Source organism: Exiguobacterium sp. CH10, assembly GCF_018617635.1.
GTDB classification, from domain to species: Bacteria; Bacillota; Bacilli; order Exiguobacteriales; family Exiguobacteriaceae; genus Exiguobacterium; species Exiguobacterium aestuarii_A.
In genome coordinates this window covers 741,383-765,921 of the sequence record NZ_JACSKO010000001.1, presented here as the reverse complement: position 1 = coordinate 765,921, position 24,539 = coordinate 741,383, and the positions used below count along the sequence as shown (strand labels likewise).

Genomic DNA, 24,539 nt, shown 5'->3' with positions numbered 1-24,539 from the left:
TGTCACGTACGAGGACGGATAGTTGAAACGAAGGTCTCCTTTTCTCTAAGATGGAGAAGAGAGAACAAATGAGGAGACTTAAGACATGAATTTGTATGAACAAGCGAGCGAGTGGATGCGACAGTGGCAAGATGACCCTTCTGAACGTTTGCGAGAAATCGAACAAGAAATTGAACGCACGGGTACGTATTCGTTGACGACGGAGGAGTTGTGTGAAGGCGCAAAAGTGGCATGGCGGAACTCAAACCGTTGCATCGGACGATTGTTTTGGCAGACGCTTCATGTGATCGATGCCCGGGATGCGAAAACGTTTGATGACGTCTACGCTCGGCTTGTGGAACATCTTCATTTCGCCACAAACGGTGGAAAAATCCGCTCGACGATGACGGTCCTTCCGAACAAGTTCAAACTGTTGAACACGCAATTGATTCGGTATGCCGGATATGAGACACCGGAAGGAATCATCGGGGACCCGATGTCCGTGGCGATGACGAAACGGGCAGAACAACTCGGATGGGTCGGGACCGGCACGCCGTTTGATAAGTTACCGCTCATGATTACGGACGGTCAGGACGTTCGTCTATATGACTTGCCGAGTGATGCCGTGCTCGAAGTCGACATCGTTCACGAGGAGTTTGACTTGTTTGATGGTCGCCCGATTAAATGGCATGCCATTCCGGCTATCGCTGACATGGAACTTGAAATCGGCGGTCTCCGTTTTACGTCAGTGCCGTTCAACGGATGGTATATGGAGACAGAAATCGGTGCGCGTAACTTAGCAGACACGGATCGCTACGACTTGTTGCCGCTCGTCGGCCGCTCACTCGGGCTTGATACGTCGAAAGAGCGCTCGCTCTGGCGGGACCGCGCGCTCGTTGAATTGAATATCGCCGTCCTCCAGTCGTTCGAGCGGGCGGGTGTCACGATCGTTGATCATCATACCGCCGCCAAACAGTTCAAACGATTCGAAAAGAATGAACGGGAAGCGGGGCGTGACGTCACAGGGCAGTGGAGCTGGCTCATCCCGCCTCTATCGCCTGCGACGACGCACGTCTTCCATGAACATTATGACAACATCATCAAGACGCCGAACTTGTTCGCACGAAGCGGATGTCCGTTCTCTGGGTTTCGTCAGCCGGTAAAAGAGGAAATAAAAGGCTAGAACCGAGAGAAAGGATGATTGCTGTGGCAGTCCCACTTTGGAAACGAGCCGTCGCCGGTCAAATCGACCAAGTCGTCTTTCAGACGCCGGCCAAATTGATTGAAAAGGCCATCCGTAAAAAGGTATGGCCCGACAAGGAAGTGAAGCGGTATTACTTACCGACCGTTGTGACGATGGCCGGAGAGGTTTACTGTATGCTGTACCAAAACGGTCAGACACTCGGAGACCGGGTCGTCGGAATTAAAGTCGTGAGTGCGGACGGACGCCCGCTCTCCTTTGAGCAGGTCATCAAACGAACGCTTTATAAAGACGTCGTTTATCCAGCGACGCTTGGGATCCCACTCATTCGAGCGCTTCAACAGATGAAGTCGAATAAAAACCTCGAACTGCCGCATGACGAATTCGCCCATACGAAACTGATTTCGACAAAGTGAAAAGAAGCAGGGCGACCGCGTGTCGCTCTGTTTTTGCGTCTCATTCGGTCGGCTAGGAATCGGGATAGAAAATAAGGTATAATGAGGTTGGAGTGAACTACTCGCCACTTATTTGCTTCGCAAATTGAAGGGGGAGCTTCTTGGGAAGACCGTGCTCTTACCAGCCACGGTTGTTTACCAAGCTCGTTGGGTGGTTCCCACCCTGAAGGAATTCGTTTTAGTTTGCCAGCATCAACAGATTGATGCTCGCGTTGATGTCACGGTCATGATGCGCGCCACAGGCACATGTCCATTCACGGACATCCATCGCCTTCTTCTGACCTTTCACGCCGCAAGTGGAACAGATCTGAGTGGATGCGTACCAAGGGTCTGCCTTGATGAGCGTTCGTCCGAAGAAGTTTGATTTGTACTCGAGTTGCCGGACGAACTCGTACCAACTGACATCGCCAACCGATTTGGCTAAGCGTCGGTTCTTCATTATGTTGCTCGATTTCAATGTCTCCACGACGATGACTTGGTTCTCGTCAACGATCCGTCTCGATAGTTTGTGAAGGAAGTCCTTGCGTTGGTTGGCAATCTTTTCGTGTTTCTTGGCGAGGATCAACCTGGCCTTCTCACGATTCTTGCTCCCGATCTTCTTTCGCGACAGCGCGCGTTGTGCCTTCTTGACCTTTGCTTCGGATTGTCGGAGAAAGCGAGGGTTTTCGACCTTTTCGGAGACCATCGCATCGTTCGTCATGACGGCGAAGTGTTCCAGGCCAAGATCGATCCCGACCTTGTTCTTGGCTGGGATCCGTGGTTCATCGTCCTGTTCGACGAGGATGGAGACGAAGAACTTGCCTGTCCTTGTCATCGAGACCGTCGCGGACCGGATGACGCCCTCGAACGGGCGATGTTGTGTGAACCGCACGAACCCGACCTTCGGCAGCCGGACTTTTCCCGACTCGATGCGGATCGTGCCATGCTGGTTGTTCGTCGTGTAGGAGGCGCGCGACCGTCGTCTCGATTTGAACACCGGGAAGCCGCCCGTCCCGGCGAAGAACTTCGCGAACGCGGTGTCCAGGTTCAGCTTCGCATTCGCGAGCGCGAGACTGTCCGCCTCGGCGAGGAACGGGAACAGGGGCTTGTAGGAGGCGGGTGTCGCCGGTTTCCGTCTCGTTCCGCTCCCCGTTTTCGCCTCCTCGCGGATGGCGATGCGGTCCTCGAGCAGCTTGTTGTAGATGAACCGGGCGCAGCCGATCGTCTTGATGAAGAACTCGGCCTGTGCAGGCGTCGGATGGAGCCTGTATGTGAAACCTTTCAGCATGTCCGTCCCTTCTCCCTCCAGAAGATCGTGATGTGTCTTCCTCATCCGTTACCCGCGGAGGGGGAGGGAGAATCTGACGGAATCACGAACTTTTGTTCGTCATATCTGTCACAGGAGGAGAAGACTATTGGACCGGGCGATTCATCTCCCGCCTACGCTGGGCTACGCCCCGAGACGCTTAGAGGAGGGAGAATTCTCGCCTGATTTAGTTAAAATGAACGACCATTGGAGGCTTTTTAGTTATGACAAAAATCGCATGGATTACCGACAGTATGGCCAACTTCTCACAAGAAGAGGCATCACGTCTCGGTGTCGATATCGTCCCGATTCAATTGATTGTGGATGGCAACGGCTATAGTGAAACAAATCTCTCGCTTGAAGACTTGCATCGGTATATGATTGACCAAAAGAAAGAAGCGAAGACGTCACAACCGATTTTCGGAGATTTCATCGGCCGCTACGAACGCTTGAAAGAAGAAGGATATGACTGCGCCATTGCCGTCCACTGTTCAAACGGATTGAGCAGCACGGCGAAAAACTCAAAAGCAGCGGCAGAGGCGGCTGACTTCAAAGTGTATACGATCGACTCGCACGCTGCGCTCGAAGCGCAACAAGAGCTCGTTCGAATCGGAAAAGCTGCTGAACAAGAAGGCAAATCCGTCGAAGAGATTGTCGCATTGCTTGAAGCATGGCGCGATAAGAAAAACTTCTTCATGATTATCGGAAACATGGAAACGATGCGCCGCGGCGGTCGCGTTTCTTCGGGTGAGCTGTTCCTTGCGAACATCTTGAACATTAAACCGATTATCACGCTCGATGAGACAGGGAAAGTCATCCCGTTCAAAAAAGCGCGCTCGTTGAAGAAAGCCTATGCGGAAATGGTCGGTGAACTCGAACGTCGCCACGCGGAGAACGGTGTGAAGGATAACCGGGTGTTCGTCCAGACGGCACTCGCACCGAAGATGCAAGACGACCTTGTCACGCTCATCGAGTCAAAATTACCAGGTCTTGAAGTGGTACGGACACGATTCTGTCCATCGATCGCGGTACATGCTGGGTTTGAGACGGTCGGTGTCTTGTGGCTCGACGCTTAATCAATAGGAGGAATGTAAGATGGAAGCAATGACAACCTTGACTGGATTGAATGAACGGATTGCGAGCACGGAACAACTGCTCGTCTACGTATCACATCCAGGATGTAGTGTCTGTCATGCGCTGAAACCTCAAATCGAAGAGATGCTTCATCAATTCCCCGACATCGAGGCGGTCGCGGTGGATTCGGACGAAGTCCCGGAAGTTGCGGGATCTTTCTCCATTTTCACGGTACCGGTCGTCCTCTTTTTCATCAATGGGAAAGAGATGCTACGCCGGGCACGATTCGTCCCAATTGGTGAACTGACGCATCAACTCGAACGCATGCAAGAAATGAGACAAGCCTAAAATCAACCCATCATCCTATTTAGAGGATGATGGGTTTTTTTCGTAAGTGAACGGGTAAAGACCCGCAAACACATAAGGGGTGATTCGATGCGAGGCAAACAATACGTGGGAGAATCGATTGATGTGTACTACGATGTGTCGCTCTGCGTACATGCGGCAGAATGTGTCCGTGGGTTACCGGAAGTGTTTGATACGAAACGAAAACCGTGGATTTTACCGGATGGTGCCGAGGCACCAGATGTCGCGACGGTGATTGAACGTTGTCCGAGCGGTGCCCTCCAATTCGTCCGAAAAGATGGAGGGGATGCGGAGACACCAGATGTACCGACATCCGTAAAATTAAACGATTGGCAACAAATCGAAGTGCGGGGTGATCTTCAAATCAATCAAGGCGATGAGGTCATTTCGACTTACCGAGCGACACTATGTGGATGCGGACAATCTGGGAAACGTCCGATCTGTGACCATAGTGGTGCGTGTAAAGGATGAGAGGATGATGGGGGATGCACATTCCACTGCATTCAGAATGGCACGATACGAAATTGACCTTACATTTGATTTCGCAGCTTCTCGGAAAGATCAAACTCAAACTGGCACCACCGGAACCGCAATGGGGACACGTCTCGTTGCCGCTCACGGTGCAAGGTTTCACGACAGGGTTGTTATTTGAAGGAGAGCGGGCGCTACAGATTGATGTGGACTTATTGACGTCTTGCCTCGTCGTCCATGTCGAGGAACAGACGGACGCCATTCCGATTGAAGCGGGCAAAACGATTAAGTCTTATTATGATGACTTGTTCGCGCGCCTTCGTGAACACGGGGTACACATCACCATCAATCCGAAACCACAAGAGATGGCCTTCAAAGGGTTACTCGATACGGATGAGACACCGCTCGACTATGACGCGACGTATGCTCGGAAAGGATTGAGACTGTTTCAGCGGGCGGCGCACGAACAACTAACATATTTATCGAAATTGCGATGTCGGAAAATCAAACCGGCTCTCTTTTGGGGAACGTTTGATGTCTCATCACTTGTCATCTATCCGATTGAACATCCGTTTCCGGAAGATAAAATAATCGAACGTGTCGCCTTCGATGAACAATTTGTCGAATTTGGATTTTGGCTCGGAGACGACGTGACGGATCGTCCGAGTTATTTTGTGTTACCGTATCCGTTTTTGTTCAGATCGTTACCAACGGAGACATTGAAGCCGGAAGCGGGTTATTATGATGCGGAGAAGAGCGAATTTTTCTTGCCACTTGATGAAGCGACGAGTGGTCACGTACAAGACTTTTTGTCCACCTCGTTTGATATTTTGATGCGTGAGATGGAGTGGACGACGCGTGATCATTTCTTTATCCCACTAAAATTAGACGAGGAGAGTGCTGAGTGAATGGACATCAAACAAAAAGAAAATACGTTTTATGTCGGCGAGGAGGCGAAGCCATCTGCAGAATTACATTACGTACCGACGGGACCCGACAAACTGATTGTCGACCATACGTATGTGAGTGATGACCTGAGAGGACAAGGGGTCGGGGAGAAGCTCGTCCTCACTGTCGTCGAATATGCACGGGAGCAAGGGAAAACAATCATCCCGCTCTGTCCGTTCACGAAAAATCAGTTCGACCGTCACGAGGAGTATCACGACGTGTTGGCGACGTGAATATATAAAAATGGAGCGCCACTGGGCGCTCCATTTTGTTATTCTGCTGCTTGTGGGACGAGGTAGATTAATCCGAACGGGTTGTGCAACAAGTTGTCGATTGTCGTCCGCTCGTCTTCACCCATCTCGACCGTGAAAGCACGTCCGTCTTCGAATGCGAAATGGTCGCCATCACCGAACATCGCTCCGCCTGAGATAAGGTGAAAGTTGAACGAGTGAATCACGTGGATGGCATCTTCGATCTCGAGTGTCATCGGTACGGCCACGTCCGCATGTCCAAACGCTTTCATTCCCCACGACATATAAGCATTCTCTTCTTCTGTAATCGCCGTCAACAGCGAGTAGTCAAGCGCAAGGTCTTCTTCTTTTGACTCTTGCCATTCGTCTTTCGAGAAGGAAACACCAGCCGACTCGACCATGACACCGACCCCACCAGCATTCAAGACGGCATTCGCGGCACGACGCGCGGCGGCGACGTCTGTCAAATCGTTGACGTCGACAATCAAGTAGACGACATGCGTGTGACGGGCGATTCCTTTTGCGACTTTCGGTGTGAATCCACCAGAACTCGCGTGGATCATGGCCTCGGCGAGAGCCGGGTCACGTTCCACGACTTCTACGGTGAACGCTTTGCCCGTCTCATCTTCGAGTAGCAATAAGCCGGCCATTGTGTAGCCTTCACTATGTAAACTGATTTGTTCGTTCACGCCTTCCGCGGAAGACCAGTTCCCGGGAATGGCGAGCATTACTTGTGTACGATTCATGTCAATCATCCTTTTCTGCAAAAGTCAGGCCCCTCTTCTAGAGAGGCCTGGTCTATCTCTTATTATGCCCTATTTTGGCATAAATTATTCTTGATATGTCTTTAATACTTCCTGAAGTGGGATTTGATCAATCTTCCGTCGGCTGACGAACGTGCTCAAGAAGAAGAGGAGAACGATCGCACCGAGCGTATAGACGATATACATCCATTCGAATTCAAGCGGGAGGACAAGCCCGTAATCCTCTGCGAATACGACGATGATGACCCGAAGCGTCAACAAGGCGATTGGAATACTCAAGAGGGCCGAGACGAGCGCATAGATGAAGTAGCTGTTTAGAATCATCGAACGCACTTCCCGTTTTTGGTATCCCATCACTTTCAATAAAGAGATGACGTAGTAGTTCTTCTCGACCGTCAGCGCCGTCAGGACGAACAGGATGCTGAAGGCGATGAGAGACGCACCACCAATCAAGACATTCATCATGAAATTCATATATTGATTGATGGACTCGGATTGTTCAATCAATCCTTGACGGGACAGGATGGTCGGATAGTCTGAGTCGTTCGGACGCTCCGTTGCATATATGCCATTGAACAACTCATCCGCCGCGCCGTCGGTAAGCAATTCACTTAACGTCGCCCGAGGTAAATAGGCGAAGTCTCCAGAGAATTCATCAGCAATCCCGACAATCGGATAGGTCAGCGTCTCTTCGTTCAGTTCGATATCGATGTCCTGACCGACTTCAAGCCCGAGTTTGAGGGCGAGGGATGAGGAGACAATCAGTCCGTCGGGTTCAAGTGTCAATGTGTCACCATCTTCGTTACGTAGCGGGAACAAGGTATTGTCAATCTCTAAACCTTTCAACGTAATCAATTTCTCTTCAACAAATGCGAACGGATAAGTGAGGAACGGCTCTTGTCCGTCTTCGATTGCCGGTGAACCGTCCGTATAGGCTTCGTATTCATACACTGCTTCATTCAAACCACCCACGGTCATTCGATCGACGGCCCCGTTCATCATGAGGGCGAAGACGATGAGGATGGTCGAGAACAAGATGCCGAGGAAGAAAATGAGGAAGCTTCCCGTGCTCTTGACCGCATACAAGTATTTGAACTTCGTCTTGCCGCTCGCTCGTTTTAGTAGTCGACTGACGAGCCGGCTCAGGCGATTCAAGGAAACATTGTCCCGAGGCGATAGGAGGGCGAGGGCGCTTTCTCCCATGATCTTGTAGATAACCGCTCCCGCGACAAGTGCGAAGAAAAGCAGTGGCGCAAATACGGCCGTTAAAAAGACGAGTGGACTTTGCGCGATGGTGATGGACGGTAAGAGATAAAAATCGAGATACAGTTCTTTCAACGGGTCTGCAAAATAAAGACCAAGGAAATAGCCGATGATTAGCATGAAGAAAGCGAAGATTAAGATGAGAACGAGATAAGGTGCTGCGATTTGTAGACGACTGTATCCGATCGCTTTCAACAGTCCGATTTGACCGCGTTCCGCTTCAAGCATATTCGAGATCAGGATAGCGACGATGATAACGGCGATGGAAACGATAAAGAGGCTGAGTCCGAGCGCCATCGCTTTCCCAGATGAGATTTCACTATAAATCGCACCGCTTCGGATAATATTTTCCGTCTCCATGACAGACACGACAAACGGTAGGTCGAGATCGGTCATGACGGTCTGGTCCGTCACACCGGAGAGGCGGAACGATTCTTGTCCGACGGTCGATTCGAACGATTCATCTGTCATGAGTAAGAGCGTTTGGGAGCCGGGATCTAGATTGAAAAAATTGTCGTCGAAGAGGGGGAGTGTATAGTCCGGAAAGAGAACGAACCCGCTGACGGTGAACGGTCTTCCTAAATCGATTGTGTCCCCGATTTCAATCCCGTTCTCTTCAGCATATTTTTTGTTCAGGGCGACCTCGTCGTTCGTGCTTGGTCTTGCTCCTGCCTCCACATAGGAGCGGTTAATTGTATCGGATTCTTTTAGCAAGAGACCGCGATGTTCCGCGTCACCGAGTGTGTACGTGATGGCTTTTAGGTCACGGAGTTCAATCGTCGCCTCTGGCATCTCTTGTTCGACCGCACCGATGCGTGATGCAATTAAACGATTGAACGTTTCCTCGTCTGCCTGCTTAATGTCAGCTAGTGTGAACATTCCGGCTTCAGCGAGTGCGGCGACATCGGGATCACGTAATTCATCTTCCGTCACCCGGTTGAGCATCTCGATAGCGAAGTCTTCTTGGTTCGATTCTTCCAAGTACTCTTCGGTCGGGACTTCGATTCCGCTAATCCCATAAAACATCATCGTGTACGTGAGCGAACTCATGATGATGATGATGGCGATGGCGAGCAGTTGCATCCATTTCTTGCCGAGCGTCTTCCACACATTTTTGTACAGCATGTCGCCACCTCCTTATCCCCAACGAATGTCGCGCGCCGCGACGCGGGTGTCATTATGGGTCACTTCGACGATCCGACCGGAGTTCATCTTGATGACGTCGTCTGCCATGTCACTGATTCCGTTATTGTGTGTGATGACGACGATCGTCTTTTGATACGTCTCGTTCAACCGCTCCAACAGCTCAAGCACTTTCTTCGAATTCTCCTCATCGAGCGATCCCGTCGGTTCGTCACAGAAGACGATGGCTGGATTTTTAGCGAGACTCCGGGCGACGGACACCCGTTGTTGTTCACCACCGGATAATTGATAGGGATATTTGTCTCGCGCTGCTGCGAGCCCGACTTGGTCGAGCAATTCATCGATGGGGAGCGGGTCTTTCGTCAAATCGGACCCGATTTGTACATTCTCATAGACGGTCAAGTTTTGAAGGAGATTATATTGTTGAAAAATGAATCCAAGATGGTCGCGCCGAAACGCTGTCATCTGTTCGGGGGACAAGCCGGTGAGCACCGTGTCTCCGAACGTGATTTTGCCGCTCGTCACGGTATCGAGTCCGCTGATGACGTTGAGTAGCGTACTTTTCCCGCTTCCGCTCGGTCCGAGGATGACAACGAACGCGCCGTCACGAATGCTTAGGTCAATCTCTTTCAAGGCAGCTGTTTCCACGTCGCCGGTCTTATAGATTTTATTGACGTTCTCGAGCTGGATCATGTCTCGTTCGCCTCCTTTATTCGTTATGTATCATGTACCCTTTTCGAAGTCAGATTGGACAAGTTACACATAGGATGTTTTGAAAAAATAGTGAAACCGCTTCACCTGTGATAAAATAATATAACCAGGTACTAAAAACTTTTTTAAGGGAGAACTTTTCATGAAAATCGCATACATCACGGACAGCACGATCGTCCTTCCAGATGCTTTAGTGAACCACCCGGATATTCATATCGTCCCGCTCTATGTCGTCAAAGGGGATCAACCGTATAAGGATGGGATTGAAGTCGATGCCACGACCGTCTATGAATGGATTGATGCCGGGGAGCGCGTTTCGACGAGCCAGCCAGCCATCGGAGATTTTGTCACACTTTATGAGGAGTTGAAGAAAGAGTACGACATGGGAATTGCGATTCATCTGTCTTCTGACTTGAGTGGAACGTACTCGGCGTCTGTACAAGGTGCTGAAATAGCAGAATTCAAGTTACTCGCTATTGATTCACGAGCGGGAATCTATACGATGGGGCTCATGCTTGAAGAGTTGATTGAACGAGTCGAACGAGGCGACGCACTCGAAGACGTGGAGGCCTACATGAAAGAACGCGTCGAGGACGTACGCATCGAGCTGACGCTTCAAAATTTGACGCAGATGCAAAAAGGCGGACGAATCTCAAAATCGAAAGCGTTAATCGGTAACATGCTTCAATTGAAACCGGTGCTCCGATTCGAGGACGGGTTGATTGTCCCGTATCAGACGGTCCGCACGTATAAGAAAGCACAGGCTCACTTATTCGAAGTGTTGCGTGCAGCGATTGAGTCTGGTGAGTGTAAAGACGTCTCGATTTTCCACGGCAACGTTCCTGAACTCGCACAAGAGTGGAAAGAGCGACTCGGTGACAACATTCCGATTCGGGTCGACACACTCGCACCGCTCCTCGGTGCGCATACCGGATCTGGGTCGATTGGAATCTCGTATTTGAAAGCGAAATAAGACGTGAAGGCGGTTCTCGTGAGAGAATCGCCTTTTGTATGCTTCAATTCTGTTTTTGCTTTCGTAAAAATAGAAATGTGATTGTTAGCGAATAAATGAGTAGGAACGTGATGAGGAACATGGAAAGATCCATCGTTATAGCCTCCTTTCATTGACTGTTGCCGACATTCATGTCTATAAAACTTCTGATTGGGAATCTTTTCAATATTTCATTGTCTCAACTTTCAAACAATTGCTGGAATGTTTTTGCATTACGGGTCATACTAGAAAAAATGAACGAGAAAAGGGGAGAAGACGATGCGATTTCGGAAGTATCTAGTTCGGAGCTGGCTCGCATGGGCAATCGTCTTCACAGGTGTGACGTATTTGACCTTACATCACCTAGAAACGTTCGACTGGCCGTTGTTTTGGTTTATCTATACGCTAGGCGCTTTGTTCGTCATGAATCCACTCAAGCGTAGACATCTCCATTTTACATTCCATGAGATGTTTGTCTTTATCACGTTCTTCCTCTACGGGCTTGCCCCGGCCCTTCTGATGGGTCAACTCCTCTTGTTCACCTTTCAAGCGAGGACGTTCAATCGTCGGGTCGGGCGGCGGCGTTTCTTACATTTCTATCCGCTGAATACGGTGATCGAGTGCCTTCTCGTCCTGTTACCGGGACTGGCTTATATCGGGCTCGGTGGACGCATCGGGGAGCCTGTTCATTTGATGCAAGAGGGAGTAGCGATGTTGGCGTTCTTAGGAACACTTTTCCTCGTCCTGACGATGAGTTTTGCCTTGTCTTACTTCATGGTCGGGGAGCGGATCCCGTTCCCAATTATGTGGCGATTGATCCGATTCGATTGGCTTGTCGTGTCACTCGAGTTGTTGTTCACGATGATCGCCATCGAATCGTATCTTGTCTTTGGGTACGTCGGACTCATCGTCACGTTCTTCGTGCTATCCGTCTTAAAAATGACGATGTCAAAAGCAACGGAGACAGAAGAGACGAAAACAAAAGTCGATCAGGTCGAGCGATTGAAAGAACAGCTATACCGTGTCGATAGCGAGCAACTGTTGATTGAAAAGTTTTGGAACGGACTGCGTGATATTGTGGAAGTCGAACGTGGATGGCTGCAGGTTAACCGAAAAGGGGAGCGAACGTTTTACGACATGACGGGACGCATCATCCCGAGTGTGCCGGACGCCTATACGATCGAGCGTTATCATGACGAAGATGAGCCATGTTTCGTCTATGACTCGTTACATGAATGGCATCCCGAGCTACAGCAACAGCAACAAGAGCTGCATCATTCAGCGCTCGTCATCCAGCCCGTTTGGGGAGCAGCAACGGCCGTCAGCTGTATGGTATCGACGACAGCCAACGGCGCGTATGAAACACCGATTGCCATCGAAGTGAACCGGCTCCTTAAAACATTGTCGTGGTCGATCGAGCGAATTGATGAGCGGGATCGCCTGCAGTATGAGAGTTTGACAGACCCGTTGACGGGTCTACATAATCAGCGGGCGTTACGTAGTTGGACGAAAGAACGATTGAATGACGTGGCTTCTTATCCACTCTCGCTCTTCCTAGTTGACTTGGATCATTTCAAGTCGATTAACGATACGTATGGACATGCGTTCGGGGATGAGGTATTGATTGAGGCAGGACAATTGTTCACGCGCAGCGTTCGGGCGACGGATTTGGTGACGCGGTATGGCGGGGAAGAATTTGTATTCGTGTTCCCCCGAATGGATGAGGCGGCAGCCCATCTGGTCGGTGAAAAGATACGGAAAGCGCTGAGACGCCACGATTTTGGTACGGAAGGGACGCGCATCACGGTGACGGCGAGTATTGGGATTGAGACGATTCATGAATATGAAGACCTTGATACGGTACTTCGGCATGCGGACCGAGCTATGTATGTCGGGGCTAAGTTCAATGGTCGTGATCGGGTTGCCCACTATCAAGAACTATCCACAGAAGTCAGATGAAAGGAGGATCCACCAAATGGCGGATCCTCCTTTTGTATGAAAAGATTATGAGTTCGTATTATAAAGTTCTGATTCCACCGCGTGAACGGCGGCTGACCAAGAGCCGTAGCGATGCAGGATCGCTTTTGTCGAAGGCTTGTTGTTACGCTTCGCCCACTCCCGATATGCTTCGAACGAGAGGGAAAAGCCCATTTCCTGAATGGCTTCACGTAGCGCGTTGGATAATTCTGTTTTCGAATAGGTGACACTCGCCTCAAGTCCTGCCTCGGCACAGGCATCATGCCACGAACCGAACGTCTTGACGATGTGATAGTGGCTCGGTGCCTTCGGATGGAGCTTTCGCCATTGCTGATACTTCTTCAAGGTGATGATCGAGCCCATGTCTCGCGAATAAAGTGCAAGCGTCTCGATAATGTCCTCACGTGTATACTTCGGCATTTTGTCTGGCAATTCGACAGTTGCTTCTCCATGCCATTCATAGCCTGCGATGGCAAGTGCCTCAGCCCATGACCCGAACTGTCTGATGATAGATTCAGGAGATGGCCAATTCTGTTCCATGGCAAAGCGACGGTAGACAGAGCGGCGTGGACGTTCCTTCAACAAGTCCCCGAGAAGGCGGATGCAATGGATCATCCTCTGCTGTTCGGTGGACAGGTGATGGGATTTAGTGGTTAGCGTTTGACTCAATGATGGTTCCTCCTTCCGTGGACTCAATTCTGAACCGACAAAGATGAAAAAAATGCTCCTACAATCATACTATCGGATGGTTTTTCGGATTTATTAACGTGATTTTGAAAAATATCAAACAATTTCTAAGAATTGGATAGGTCTAAAGTCACAGATAAACATTTCAAAAAATGGTAACAGTTCTATTACAAATTAAATCGAATTTCGAGATAAATGTAAACAAAAAGTTTTAATCAACCAAAAATGTCATATTTTTATAAAAAAGTACCCAACTGGAGAAATGGGGTCATCGCCTTCGCTCCAGATGAGTACCCTTCTATAATAAATTTAATTTTCAGACTAATCAATCGAATATTGAAATTACATCAAAAAATTTTTAACAGCTGGTCAACGAAAGTCCAATTCTGCTAAAATAGGCGCATTGAGTGAAAAACAGAAAAGAGGATTACCATTATGACAGTTTGGTTATTTTATACGTTGCTCGGATTAATCCAGGGATTCACGGAGCCGATCCCGATTTCATCGAGTGGACATCTTGTTATCTTCCAAGAGTTATTTAACATCGACTTGCCGGGATTGTCATTTGAAGTTTTCGTAAATTTTGCTTCGCTCCTCGCGGTCTTAACGGTCTATCGTAAAGATATCGTCCGCCTCATCGTCAGTTTGTGGACGTTCCTATTCAAAAAAGATCGGTCAGATGAGACGATGGTCGATGTGAAGTTTATTGGATTGCTGCTCGTCGCAACGGTTCCGGCCGGTGTGCTCGGTGTCATTTTTGGTGATTGGATTGGAGAAGTACTCGGTGGCGTCGCGACGGTCGGCTACACGCTCATCATCACAGGTCTCGCGCTTTGGTTCATTCGAAACATGCGCGGGAATAAAGGGGACGGCGGGATCACGTTACGTGACGCCGTCTTGATTGGACTCGCCCAAGCGGTGGCGCTCATCCCAGGGATCAGTCGCTCTGGAGCAACCATCGTCATGGCGATGTTACTCGGGATCAAGCAGGAATCAGCACTTCGCTTTTCATTCTTCTTGTTCATTCCAATCAGTCTCGGAACGATGATTTTGGACGGTCCGGCGTTATTTACGAACCCAGAAACACGTGACTTGTTCGGTCCGCTCATCTTGGCGTTCATCGCTTCTTATGCGTTGACTGCAATTTCGTTGAAGTGGTTCCAGCACATCATGGCAAAAGGCGAATTAAAGTATTTCTCATATTATTGCTGGATTGTCGGGCTTCTTGTCGTCCTCTTTCTCGCATAATCGAGGCGCTACTCTCACGGGTAGCGTTTTTTGTTTTGCGAAATAAAAACAATTGCGATACAGTAAATCTGTACAAACAAATATTCCTTCGGGGTCGGGTGAAATTCCCAACCGGCGGTGATGGGCCATGCCCTAAGTCCGTGACCCGGGCGCACGTGTGCGAACGGTGGATCTAGTGAGACTCTAGAGCCGACAGTATAGTCTGGATGGGAGAAGGAACAAAAAAACAGGTCCACATGACCTGTAATTCGTCGTACGCTTTTCTGTAAAGAAAACGTTTATTTGGCTTGCCCAAAAACGACGAAACCCTCCCACCAAGACCCTAAGGACCGTTCCTTAGGGTCTTTTGTTTGTACGGAAAAAAGGAGGGAGAACGATGAAACAGTACATGCAACAAGCCATCCAATTGGCGAAATCTGCCGACGGACAGACGGGTGTGAACCCGCTCGTCGGCGCCGTTCTCGTCAAATACGGTCGCGTCGTCGGGCTAGGTGCCCATCTCAAGGCGGGCGAACCGCATGCCGAGGTTCACGCAATCAAGATGGCAGGTGCGGCAGCGTATGGGGCGACACTTTACGTCACGCTTGAGCCGTGCTCGCATCACGGGAAGACACCACCGTGTGCCGACTTGATTGTTGAATCCGGAGTCAAACGAGTCGTCATCGCCATGAAAGACCCGAACCCACTCGTTGCCGGGAAAGGGATCATGCGTCTCAAATCGGCTGGCGTCGAGGTGGAAGTCGGGTTACTTGAAGAGGAGGCACGGGCACTAAATCCAGCGTTCTTACGAGCGCTTGAGACGAAGCGACCATACGTCATCTTAAAGACGGCGACGAGTCTCGATGGAAAAGTTTCCTTGGATTCTGGTGAGAGTCAATGGGTGACAAGTCCGGAAGCCCGTCGTGACGTCCATGAACTACGCGCCAAAACTGATGCGATTTTAACGGGGATCGGAACGGTGCTTGCGGATGACCCGGCACTGACTGTTCGATTAGACCGTGAGACACGTCAACCGAAGCGAGTCGTCCTCGACCGTGACCTTCGCTTGCCACTCGCAAGCACGCTTGCACGAACGGCCGAAGACGTCCCAGTGCTCTTGTTCACTTCGTCAGACGACAGAGAGAAACGGGAACAGGTTCGTGCCATGGGAATCGAGTTATTCGATTATACGTCGCTCGGAAACGTGCTCGAGACACTTTACGCGAACGGGGTTGGACGTTTATTGATCGAGGCGGGACCGACACTTGTCACGTCCCTTCTTGACGGAGGGTACGTAGATGAATGGGTCGCCTATCAATCACCGCGCGTGTTCGGCGGAAAAAATAGTGTCTACCGTTCACAACAGGAAGGCTCGCTGGATGCGATTTCTCGTTTTGAGATTAATCAGGTCGAGACGATTGGACTTGATTTGAAAGTCGTCCTTCGAAAGGGGGCGCTCTGATGTTTACAGGAATCGTAGAAGAAATCGGTTCGGTCAAATCGGTGAAACGAAACGGTCGGTCCTTACGACTCGTCCTATCGGGAGCGAAGGTGCTCGATGACGTAAAAATCGGCGACAGCATTTCGGTAAATGGGATTTGTTTGACGGTCACAACATTTGATGCGTCGACATTCGCCGTTGATGTGATGCCAGAGACACTGAAAGCATCCAGCCTAGATGGCGTGAAACCAGGAACACGCGTCAATCTCGAGCGAGCGATGCCGGCGAACGGACGATTCGGCGGGCATTTCGTGTCCGGACATGTTGACGGCGTCGGGCGCATCACCAAGAAGCGTCCACTCGCAAATGCCGTATATGTCGACATTCAATGCGACCCTTCGCTTCTCCCATACATCGTGCCAAAAGGCTCGATTTCGGTGGACGGAACGAGTCTGACCGTATTCGACGTATCCGAACGTGGATTTACGCTGTCGTTGATTCCGCACACGTATAGTGAGACCGTTCTCGGGTCGAAGCACGTCGGTGACACCGTCAATTTGGAATGTGACTTGTTGGCAAAATATATGGAAAAACTAGTCGGACAGTCGAAGATGACACTCGAATCTTTGGCATCACAAGGTTATGGAAAGGCGGGATGGTAATGTTTGATTCGATTGAACGGGCCATTGAGGAATTAAGACGCGGACGTCCCATCATCGTCGTCGATGACGAGAATCGTGAGAATGAAGGTGATTTTGTCGTGCTCGGTGACAAAATGACACCCGAGACGATGAACTTTTTAATCACAGAAGGGAAAGGACTTGTTTGTGCGGCCATCGCCGAAGAAGTAGCGGCACGCCTTGAGCTCGCACCAATGGTGACGAATAGCACGGACCCACATGGTACGGCGTTCACGGTCAGTGTCGATCATATCGATTCGACGACAGGCATATCGGCGAGCGAGCGCTCCCATACCGTTCGTGAATTAGCGAACCCGTCATCACGCCCATCTGACTTTCAACGCCCGGGACATCTCTTCCCGCTCATCGCCAAAAAAGGAGGGGTCTCGGTACGCCGTGGTCACACGGAAGCATCTGTTGATTTGGCACGACTTGCAGACAGTGAGCCGGTAGCCGTCATCTGTGAAATCATTCGTGAAGACGGAGAAATGGCGCGCGTCCCGGACTTGGTTGAAGTCGCAAAACGTCATGATTTGGCGTTCATTACAATCGAAGCATTGGTTCGGTATATAGAAACGAGCCTTGTCACGCGTGAAGCGGACGTATCACTCCCTTCATCGAAAGGAACGTTTCGGATGATCGGATACAAGAATCGATTCGACCGACAAGAGCATGTGGCACTCGTGACCGAGACGATTACAGACGTCCCGCTCGTTCGGATTCATTCGGAATGTTTGACGGGAGACGTCTTCGGGTCGTTCCGATGTGACTGTGGCCCGCAACTTGATACCGCCATCGAGAGAATCGAACGGGAGTCGGGCATCGTCCTTTATATGCGTCAGGAAGGTCGAGGGATCGGACTCGTGAACAAACTGAAAGCATACGCCTTACAAGAGGAAGGGTTAGATACGGTCGAGGCGAACGAGGCACTCGGATTCCATCCTGACATGCGTGACTATCGTGTCAGTGCGGCGATGCTCCGCGACCTCGGGGTGACCCGAGTACGACTCATGACGAACAACCCTGAAAAAGTCGATGCCCTTGAATCGTGTGGCATCACCGTTGTCGAACGTGTCCCGCTTCATGTTGGGGAGCACGAAGCAAACGAATCTTATCGCATGACGAAACAACTCAAAATGAACCATATTGGAGGATGAATGAGATGACATATACATTTGAAGGTAATTTAGTAGGAGAAGGCTTAAAGATTGGAATCGTCGTCGGTCGATTCAACGACTTGATTACGATGCGTCTTCTAGACGGTGCGAAAGATGCGTTGAAGCGTCATGGGGTGAAAGAAGAAGACGTGTCACTTGCATTTGTCCCGGGTGCGTTTGAGCTCCCACTCGTTGCGAAAAAAATGGCGATGAGTCAAAAATATGATGCGGTCATCACACTAGGGGCCGTCATCCGTGGTGCGACGCCACACTTTGATTATGTGTGCAATGAAGCTGCGAAAGGAATCGCACAGGCGAGCTATCAATCGGAGGTCCCGGTCATTTTTGGCGTATTGACGACGGAGACGATCGAGCAGGCGATTGAACGGGCTGGTACGAAAGCAGGAAATAAAGGCTGGGAAGCAGCAACGTCAGCCATTGAAATGGCGAATTTATTGAAGCAAGTTTGATGAAGAACCGGGTGCATCGTCGCCCGGTTTTTCAATTGGGATAAGCAGGGTAAAAAGACTGAAAATTGGGTAAAATAAACTCATGGAACGATTGCATATATTCCAGGCAAAAGGGAGGTTTGGCACATGGCAACTTCGCATGAATCATTGACGTTACAGTTACAACAACAAGAGCGACTCCATCACCTGCTTTCGTCACTCCTCAATCGCTTTTTAACAACAGAGATTGCGGATTTCAAAAAGCGGGTTGACCAGTCGCTAGCCGAACTTGGACATTATTTCGCGGTCGACCGCGTCTATGTCTTCGATTACGATTTCACGAATCAGGTCTGTCATAACACGTTCGAGTGGTGCGCCGAGGGCATCACCGCCGAGATGGACAATCTTCAAGACGTGCCGATCGATGTGTTGCCCGAGTGGGTCAACACTCACGTGGCAGGCGAGACGATGTACATTCCACGCGTGGCAGATTTACCAGAAACTAGTGTCGTCCGCGGGATTCTCGAACCGCAGTCGATTCAAAGCTTGCTGGCGGTCCCGATGATGCAAGGCAAGACGTGCCAAGGGTTCGTCGGATTTGATTCCGTCGTCTCGGAGCGAACGTACACGGAATACGAACAACAGGCACTGCAAGATTTCAGTAATGCCCTTCTCGGTGCGGTCGAACGGCACCGAATCGAGGCGGGACGGGAAGAAGCACAGCGTATCCTCGCAGAGCGGGAAAAAGAAATGATCGATTATCAAGAGGGGCTCGTCCGGACGTTGTTACGACTGTCCGCACTACGTAACAATGAGACGGGGAACCATATCGAGCGGGTACAAGATTTGTCGACGCTGTTTGCGACGATTTTATATGACCATCATCACCCGGACGTGTCGCCACTCTTCATCGAAGGGATTCGACTTGCGGCACCGCTTCATGATATCGGGAAGATTTCTGTACCGGATTCAATCTTATTGAAGGCGAATAAGTTATCCGACCAAGAATGGGTCTTCATGAAAGATCATGTGCGCGTCGGGGGTGAAGTGTTGAAGGATTTACAAACCCAGTTTCCTCAAAACTACTTTATCCAGATGGCCTATCAGATTGCGCTCTATCATCACGAACGTTGGGACGGGACGGGATATGTTAAAGGGTTGAAGGGAGAAGAGATTCCACTCGCTGCCCGAATCGTTACCATCATCGACGTCTATGACGCCTTACGGACGGTACGCCCGTATAAACCTGCCTTCTCGCATGACGATACGATTGTCGCGATGAAAGACATGAACGGGGCGTTCGATCCGACGCTATTTGACCTGTTCCTGCTCCATCAAGAAGAGATCGCCATCATGTTCGATCAGACTTTCAAAGCACACTAATAAAGGAGACGCTCCCCCGAGGGAACGTCTCCTTGTTGATTAGAATGTCTCAGATGTTGTCTTCGCTTGCATGTGGAGTTGGATGTAATCCGGTCCACCTGCTTTTGAATCCGTTCCTGACATGTTGAATCCACCGAACGGCTGGTAGCCGACGATTGCGCCTGTGCAACCACGGTTGAAGTAAAGGTTACCAACGTGGAAGTTTTGGCGAGCGAATTCTTGGTTTGCGCGGTCACGCGTGAGCACTGCACCTGTCAAGCCGTATTCTGTGTTGTTCGCGATGTCGATCGCTTCTTTGAAGTCTTTCGCTTTTGTGAAGGCGACGACTGGTCCAAAGATCTCTTCTTGCATGAGACGTGCTTTCGGGTCGACGTCTGCGACAACCGTCGGCTCGATGAAGTAGCCTGTTGAATCATCAGCGTTTCCACCTGCGACGATGCGTCCTTCTTCTTTTGCCACATCGAAGTACGATGTGATTTTCTTGAAGGCTGCTGCGTCGATGACCGGTCCCATGAAGTGTTCGTTCTTCTCTGTGTTTCCGACAGAGAGTTCGTTCGTGAGTTCGACGACGCGGTCAAGTACCGTATCATAAACGCTGTCGACGATGACGGCACGTGAACAAGCTGAACATTTCTGACCTGAGAAACCGAATGCCGATTTGACGATCGATTGTGCTGCGAGTTCGAGATCCGCTGACTCGTCGACGACGATTGTATCTTTTCCGCCCATCTCTGCGATGACGCGTTTGAGCCAGATTTGACCTTCGTTCAATTTAGAAGCACGTTCGTTGATGCGGAGTCCCACATCACGCGATCCTGTGAAGCTGATGAAACGAGTCTTCGGATGGTCGACGAGGTAGTCTCCAACTTCTGCGCCAGGTCCTGGGATGAAGTTGAGGACACCTTTTGGAAGACCTGCTTCTTCCATCACTTCGACGAATTTTGCAGCAACGATTGGTGTCGTTGAAGCTGGCTTCAAGAGAATCGTGTTACCGGCAACGATTGCCGCAACAGCTGTACCGGCCATGATTGCGAACGGGAAGTTCCATGGGCTAATGACGATCCCGACCCCGAGTGGGATGTAGTCATAACGGTTGTATTCGCCTGGACGGCTCTCGACTTTCTTACCAGGTTTGAGTTCGAGCATCTGACGTGCATAGTATTCCATGAAGTCGATCGCTTCTGCTGTATCCGCATCTGCTTCGTTCCATGGCTTACCAGCTTCTTTGACGAGATAAGCTGAGAACTCATGCTTGCGTTTGCGGACGATGTTCGCTGCTTTGAACAAGACGTCTGCGCGGACGGCTGGATCGACGTGGCGCCATGAGTCAAATGCTGTGAGTGCTTCTTGCATCGCACGTTCTGCGAGCTCTTGGTTTGCTTTTGAGACGCGACCAATCACTTCTTCTTTGTTCGCTGGGTTGTAAGACGTGATTTTACCTTCCGTCGTAACCTTTTCCCCACCGATTACGAGCGGATAGTCTTTCCCGAGCTCACCGTTCACTTTCTCGATTGCCGCTTGGATCGCATCGGCATTCTCTTTTTGTGTAAAGTCTGTGAATGGTTCATGTTTGTATGGAATCATTCTCGTTCCCCCTTAAAGTGATGTTGAGCGTTAAAGCGCTTACGTCTGTATTGTATCGAAATTATCGTAGAAATCCTAGTGAAACAATTTTCCAGAAACACATGCGATTGGAGCGACGATTCGAGACATGGTAGGATGGGGGAGAACACGGCTTTAGAAAGGACGAACAACATGAGAAAATGGCTCATTCCGCTCCTCCTCGTCTTCACGCTCGGGGCATGTGGGAACGACGAAGAGACGGTTATAGAAGAAACGAAACGCGCATTGCCAGACGCTGTCACGGAAGTGTATGCGGACTATCAAACGGCGCTCGAATCGGGCGATGCCGAGGCGCTCGCAGCCATCGACTACGCGGGTCGCTTGACTGACATTCCGGCGACCGGTGCCGTCACGCGTCAGCTTGCCCCGGGTGACATCTATGAGAGTTGGGTCAACGAGGACGAAGACGTGGCGTTTCTCGTTCATGAAATGGTCGACCAAGACGGCAATCCGCTCCCGAACCGACTCAGTAAAGTCGCTGTGAAAGAAGGCGACGACTGGTCGCTCGTCATCACGCCGACTGCGTTACCAGAGGATGTCATCGCCGAAGTCGGAGAGCTCCTCATCGGGATACAGGCCAACGAATATGGGGTCAACGCAGAAGCGAACGCTCGTCTTGCAGAGGTTCCGGAAGATGAGGCAGGACCGATCTACGACCGAGTCAACGCCCAGACCGACTATACGGCACTCGAGGCGGACAATAACGTCTTTCTTTTGATGGCGGAGACGTTGACGGTCGAAGAGAACCAAGCGATCATGGCCGATTATTTTAAAGCATATGAGACGTGGTATACCGACAATGAAGAGACGCTTCAAAAAGCGGCTGCCACTGAAGATCCAATCGAGTATATCGAAGTACTCGATCCATTAAAGACAAAATTAGAGGAAGCGATCGATGGTTTTGACGAACAACTCGTCGATCCGTCGTTCGGTTAAGGAGGAAAACAGATGCTCGCACCTACATTTTCATTACCGAACCAAAATGGAGAGACGGTCTCACTGAAAGACTATTTAGGCAAGAAAGTCGTTTTGTATTTTTATCCTCGTGACTCGACACCGGGTTGCACGACGGAAGCGTGTGATTTTCGTGATGCGATGCCGAAGATGGAAGGCGCGGTCGTCATCGGGATTTCAGCGGACAGTCAGAAGAAGCACCAGAACTTTATCGCGAAGAATGAGTTGCCGTTCGACTTGCTCGTCGATGAGAATCATGAAGTGTCTGAATTGTACGGTGTTTGGCAACTGAAGAAAAATTACGGGAAAGAGTACTACGGCATCGTCCGTTCGACGTTCCTGATCAATGAAGACGGCTATATTCAAGAAGAGTGGCGTAACGTCAAAGTGAAGGGACACGTTGAAGAGGTCGTGTCTGCCATCCGTTCGTAACGAGAATCAAGCATCGATTTCATTTGAAATCGGTGCTTATTTATTCTTAAATATATTACAAACATATTTCGAAATAAATTTTAAGAAGCTCTTAAGAACAAGGGTTTAGGGAAAATATTACAATTATATAACGTTATGAAAACGCTTTCTTTAGGTGGCGTACCTTGACTCGATTGTGAATGTTCTGAAAAATATAGGGAGAGCGCTCAAATCAAGAACGTAGGAGGAGAGCAACACAGTGAATCAAATTGAAAGTTGGCTGTCGAGTTTATCAAATCTCGTGTGGGGGCCACATTTATTAATCTTACTTGTCGGGACTGGAATCTTCCTGACCGTCCGTCTCGGCTTTATTCAAGTGACGAGGCTTGGTGTCGGCTTGAAAGAGGCCTTTATTCCAAAGAATGAGAAACCGAAGAAGAAACAACGTGGGGACATCTCGCATTTCCAAGCATTGATGACGGCATTGGCGGCCACGGTCGGTACCGGAAACATGGTCGGTGTCGCGACGGCAATCGTCCTCGGGGGACCGGGCGCAGTCGTTTGGATGTGGTTATCCGGTTTTGTCGGAATGGCGACGAAATATGCGGAGGCCATCCTGGCGGTCAAATATCGTGTCGTCGATGAACGAGGTGAAATTGCCGGGGGACCGATGTATTACTTAGAACACGGGCTAAAGAAAAAGTGGCTCGGCATGTTGTTTGCCTTATTCGCATCAGTCGCAGCCTTTGGGATTGGGAACGGGGTACAGACGAACTCAATCAGTCTCGCTTTGAACAATTCGTTCAACGTCCCAATGGTTGTGACAGGAATCGTCATGATGGCGGTGACGGCGTTTGTCATTTTAGGTGGTGTCAAATCGATCGGAAAAGTCGTCGGGATCTTCGTCCCGTTCATGATTTTTGCTTATGTCGGAAGCGGGCTCGTGATTCTCATCATGAACTTTGAATTGGTACCGGGTGCCTTATCGACGATGTTCTCGAGCACATTCAGTGCCGAAGCCATCGGTGGAGGTGCGTTAGGTGCTGCGATTCGCTACGGGGTCGCGCGCGGTGTGTTCTCTAACGAGGCAGGACTTGGATCTGCACCGATTGCGGCCGCGGCAGCGAAAACCGACTTCCCGGGACGACAAGCGCTCGTCTCGATGACACAGGTGTTGATTGATACACTCATCGTCTGTTCGATTACCGGACTCACGATTGTCATGGGTGGTCAATATACGGAAGGACTCGAAGGGATTGCCTTGACGCAAGCGTCATTTGCCTATTTCTTAGGACCGATTGGTGAAATCATCGTGACCGTCTCACTCGTCTTCTTCGCCTATTCGACCGTCCTTGGCTGGTGTTATTACGGGGAACGTTCCGCATACTATTTACTTGGGGAAAAAGTGATCGTCCCGTATCGTGTCCTCTATATTTTAGTCGCAGGACTTGGTGCGATGACGACGAACTTGAATTTGATTTGGTCCATCTCGGATGTGTTCAACGGTCTCATGGCGATTCCGAACTTGATTGGGCTCTTGTTCCTTTCAGGTGTCGTCGTCGCCGAGACAAAACGATTCGAACTCGAACGTAAAAAAGAAGTGGCGCAATCTGCCGCTTGATGAGAAAACCCGCCGAACATCACGTGT

General features: G+C 50.1%; 24 protein-coding genes and 1 riboswitch. Of the genes, 18 read left to right on the top strand and 6 right to left on the bottom strand.

From position 1 onward, the window contains the following. Positions 1-85 precede the first annotated feature (85 nt). Together KNP04_RS03970 and KNP04_RS03965 are read left to right on the top strand one after the other, a co-directional pair. Positions 86-1,162 carry a nitric oxide synthase oxygenase gene (locus KNP04_RS03970; protein WP_214874727.1) on the top strand — a complete coding sequence of 359 codons (1,077 nt, stop codon included), beginning with the start codon at positions 86-88 and terminating at the stop codon, positions 1,160-1,162. Between the two features lie 14 nt (positions 1,163-1,176). After that, positions 1,177-1,596, top strand: coding sequence for an RDD family protein (locus KNP04_RS03965; RefSeq protein WP_214874726.1), 420 nt, complete (start codon positions 1,177-1,179; stop codon positions 1,594-1,596). 217 nt (positions 1,597-1,813) lie between these two features. Here KNP04_RS03965 and tnpB read toward each other — a convergent pair whose 3' ends face one another. Further along, on the bottom strand, positions 1,814-2,902 hold the full coding sequence (gene tnpB / locus KNP04_RS03960; protein ID WP_214874725.1) for an IS200/IS605 family element RNA-guided endonuclease TnpB: 1,089 nt from the start codon (positions 2,900-2,902) through the stop codon (positions 1,814-1,816). Positions 2,903-3,144: 242 nt separating this feature from the next. Here tnpB and KNP04_RS03955 point away from each other — a divergent pair, with 242 nt between their 5' ends. The 5 genes from KNP04_RS03955 to KNP04_RS03935 all read left to right on the top strand — a co-directional run bounded on the left by KNP04_RS03955 (position 3,145) and on the right by KNP04_RS03935 (position 6,012). After that, positions 3,145-3,996 (top strand): DegV family protein, encoded by an 852-nt coding sequence (locus tag KNP04_RS03955; RefSeq protein ID WP_214874724.1) that lies wholly within the window; start codon positions 3,145-3,147, stop codon positions 3,994-3,996. A gap of 19 nt (positions 3,997-4,015) precedes the next feature. Continuing rightward, positions 4,016-4,342 carry a thioredoxin family protein gene (locus KNP04_RS03950; RefSeq protein ID WP_074036441.1) on the top strand — a complete coding sequence of 109 codons (327 nt, stop codon included), beginning with the start codon at positions 4,016-4,018 and terminating at the stop codon, positions 4,340-4,342. 87 nt (positions 4,343-4,429) lie between these two features. Then, positions 4,430-4,831, top strand: a complete 402-nt coding sequence (locus tag KNP04_RS03945; RefSeq protein WP_214874723.1) for a (4Fe-4S)-binding protein — start codon at positions 4,430-4,432, stop codon at positions 4,829-4,831. 14 nt (positions 4,832-4,845) lie between these two features. Next, complete coding sequence (locus KNP04_RS03940; protein WP_214874722.1) at positions 4,846-5,739, top strand: DUF5996 family protein; 894 nt, start codon at positions 4,846-4,848, stop codon at positions 5,737-5,739. Beyond that, positions 5,740-6,012 (top strand): GNAT family N-acetyltransferase, encoded by a 273-nt coding sequence (locus KNP04_RS03935; protein ID WP_214874721.1) that lies wholly within the window; start codon positions 5,740-5,742, stop codon positions 6,010-6,012. Positions 6,013-6,050: 38 nt separating this feature from the next. Here the strand turns inward: KNP04_RS03935 and KNP04_RS03930 are convergent, their stop codons facing one another. The 3 genes from KNP04_RS03930 to KNP04_RS03920 all read right to left on the bottom strand — a co-directional run bounded on the left by KNP04_RS03930 (position 6,051) and on the right by KNP04_RS03920 (position 9,893). Continuing rightward, the gene (locus KNP04_RS03930; RefSeq protein WP_214693859.1) at positions 6,051-6,776 is read right to left on the bottom strand and encodes a DUF4261 domain-containing protein; all 726 of its coding nucleotides are present in this window, start codon (positions 6,774-6,776) and stop codon (positions 6,051-6,053) included. 84 nt (positions 6,777-6,860) lie between these two features. Beyond that, positions 6,861-9,182, bottom strand: a complete 2,322-nt coding sequence (locus tag KNP04_RS03925) for an ABC transporter permease (RefSeq protein ID WP_214874720.1) — start codon at positions 9,180-9,182, stop codon at positions 6,861-6,863. Between the two features lie 12 nt (positions 9,183-9,194). Next, positions 9,195-9,893 carry an ABC transporter ATP-binding protein gene (locus KNP04_RS03920; RefSeq protein WP_214874719.1) on the bottom strand — a complete coding sequence of 233 codons (699 nt, stop codon included), beginning with the start codon at positions 9,891-9,893 and terminating at the stop codon, positions 9,195-9,197. A 160-nt stretch (positions 9,894-10,053) separates the two neighbouring features. On the opposite strand from KNP04_RS03920, the gene KNP04_RS03915 reads away from it, so the two are divergent. Continuing rightward, entirely contained in the window at positions 10,054-10,884 is an 831-nt protein-coding gene (locus tag KNP04_RS03915) for a DegV family protein (protein ID WP_214874718.1), read from the top strand. A 297-nt stretch (positions 10,885-11,181) separates the two neighbouring features. After that, positions 11,182-12,861: a sensor domain-containing diguanylate cyclase gene (locus tag KNP04_RS03910; protein WP_214874717.1), complete on the top strand. Its 1,680-nt coding sequence runs from the start codon at positions 11,182-11,184 to the stop codon at positions 12,859-12,861. A 45-nt stretch (positions 12,862-12,906) separates the two neighbouring features. Here the strand turns inward: KNP04_RS03910 and KNP04_RS03905 are convergent, their stop codons facing one another. After that, the gene (locus KNP04_RS03905) at positions 12,907-13,548 is read right to left on the bottom strand and encodes a homing endonuclease associated repeat-containing protein (RefSeq protein WP_074036465.1); all 642 of its coding nucleotides are present in this window, start codon (positions 13,546-13,548) and stop codon (positions 12,907-12,909) included. Between the two features lie 453 nt (positions 13,549-14,001). On the opposite strand from KNP04_RS03905, the gene KNP04_RS03900 reads away from it, so the two are divergent. The 6 genes from KNP04_RS03900 to KNP04_RS03875 all read left to right on the top strand — a co-directional run bounded on the left by KNP04_RS03900 (position 14,002) and on the right by KNP04_RS03875 (position 19,903). Beyond that, positions 14,002-14,814, top strand: a complete 813-nt coding sequence (locus KNP04_RS03900; protein WP_214874716.1) for an undecaprenyl-diphosphate phosphatase — start codon at positions 14,002-14,004, stop codon at positions 14,812-14,814. 80 nt (positions 14,815-14,894) lie between these two features. Continuing rightward, positions 14,895-15,036, top strand: a riboswitch (FMN riboswitch). Between the two features lie 154 nt (positions 15,037-15,190). Next, positions 15,191-16,255 (top strand): bifunctional diaminohydroxyphosphoribosylaminopyrimidine deaminase/5-amino-6-(5-phosphoribosylamino)uracil reductase RibD, encoded by a 1,065-nt coding sequence (gene ribD / locus KNP04_RS03895; RefSeq protein WP_214874715.1) that lies wholly within the window; start codon positions 15,191-15,193, stop codon positions 16,253-16,255. Continuing rightward, entirely contained in the window at positions 16,255-16,896 is a 642-nt protein-coding gene (gene ribE, locus KNP04_RS03890; protein ID WP_214874714.1) for a riboflavin synthase, read from the top strand. The genes ribD and ribE overlap by 1 nt, the downstream gene beginning before the upstream one ends. Beyond that, the gene (ribA, locus tag KNP04_RS03885; RefSeq protein WP_214874713.1) at positions 16,896-18,071 is read left to right on the top strand and encodes a GTP cyclohydrolase II; all 1,176 of its coding nucleotides are present in this window, start codon (positions 16,896-16,898) and stop codon (positions 18,069-18,071) included. The genes ribE and ribA overlap by 1 nt, the downstream gene beginning before the upstream one ends. 5 nt (positions 18,072-18,076) lie before the next feature. Then, positions 18,077-18,541: a 6,7-dimethyl-8-ribityllumazine synthase gene (gene ribH, locus KNP04_RS03880; protein ID WP_214745735.1), complete on the top strand. Its 465-nt coding sequence runs from the start codon at positions 18,077-18,079 to the stop codon at positions 18,539-18,541. 126 nt (positions 18,542-18,667) lie between these two features. Next, positions 18,668-19,903: a GAF and HD-GYP domain-containing protein gene (locus tag KNP04_RS03875; protein ID WP_214874712.1), complete on the top strand. Its 1,236-nt coding sequence runs from the start codon at positions 18,668-18,670 to the stop codon at positions 19,901-19,903. Between the two features lie 39 nt (positions 19,904-19,942). On the opposite strand, the gene pruA is transcribed toward KNP04_RS03875, so the two are convergent. Continuing rightward, positions 19,943-21,487, bottom strand: a complete 1,545-nt coding sequence (gene pruA, locus KNP04_RS03870; protein WP_214786014.1) for an L-glutamate gamma-semialdehyde dehydrogenase — start codon at positions 21,485-21,487, stop codon at positions 19,943-19,945. Positions 21,488-21,658: 171 nt separating this feature from the next. Here pruA and KNP04_RS03865 point away from each other — a divergent pair, with 171 nt between their 5' ends. The 3 genes from KNP04_RS03865 to KNP04_RS03855 all read left to right on the top strand — a co-directional run bounded on the left by KNP04_RS03865 (position 21,659) and on the right by KNP04_RS03855 (position 24,512). After that, positions 21,659-22,462: a hypothetical protein gene (locus KNP04_RS03865; protein ID WP_214874711.1), complete on the top strand. Its 804-nt coding sequence runs from the start codon at positions 21,659-21,661 to the stop codon at positions 22,460-22,462. 12 nt (positions 22,463-22,474) lie between these two features. Further along, on the top strand, positions 22,475-22,912 hold the full coding sequence (gene bcp / locus KNP04_RS03860; protein WP_214874710.1) for a thioredoxin-dependent thiol peroxidase: 438 nt from the start codon (positions 22,475-22,477) through the stop codon (positions 22,910-22,912). A gap of 238 nt (positions 22,913-23,150) precedes the next feature. Further along, positions 23,151-24,512 (top strand): alanine/glycine:cation symporter family protein, encoded by a 1,362-nt coding sequence (locus tag KNP04_RS03855; protein WP_214761634.1) that lies wholly within the window; start codon positions 23,151-23,153, stop codon positions 24,510-24,512. Positions 24,513-24,539 lie beyond the last annotated feature (27 nt).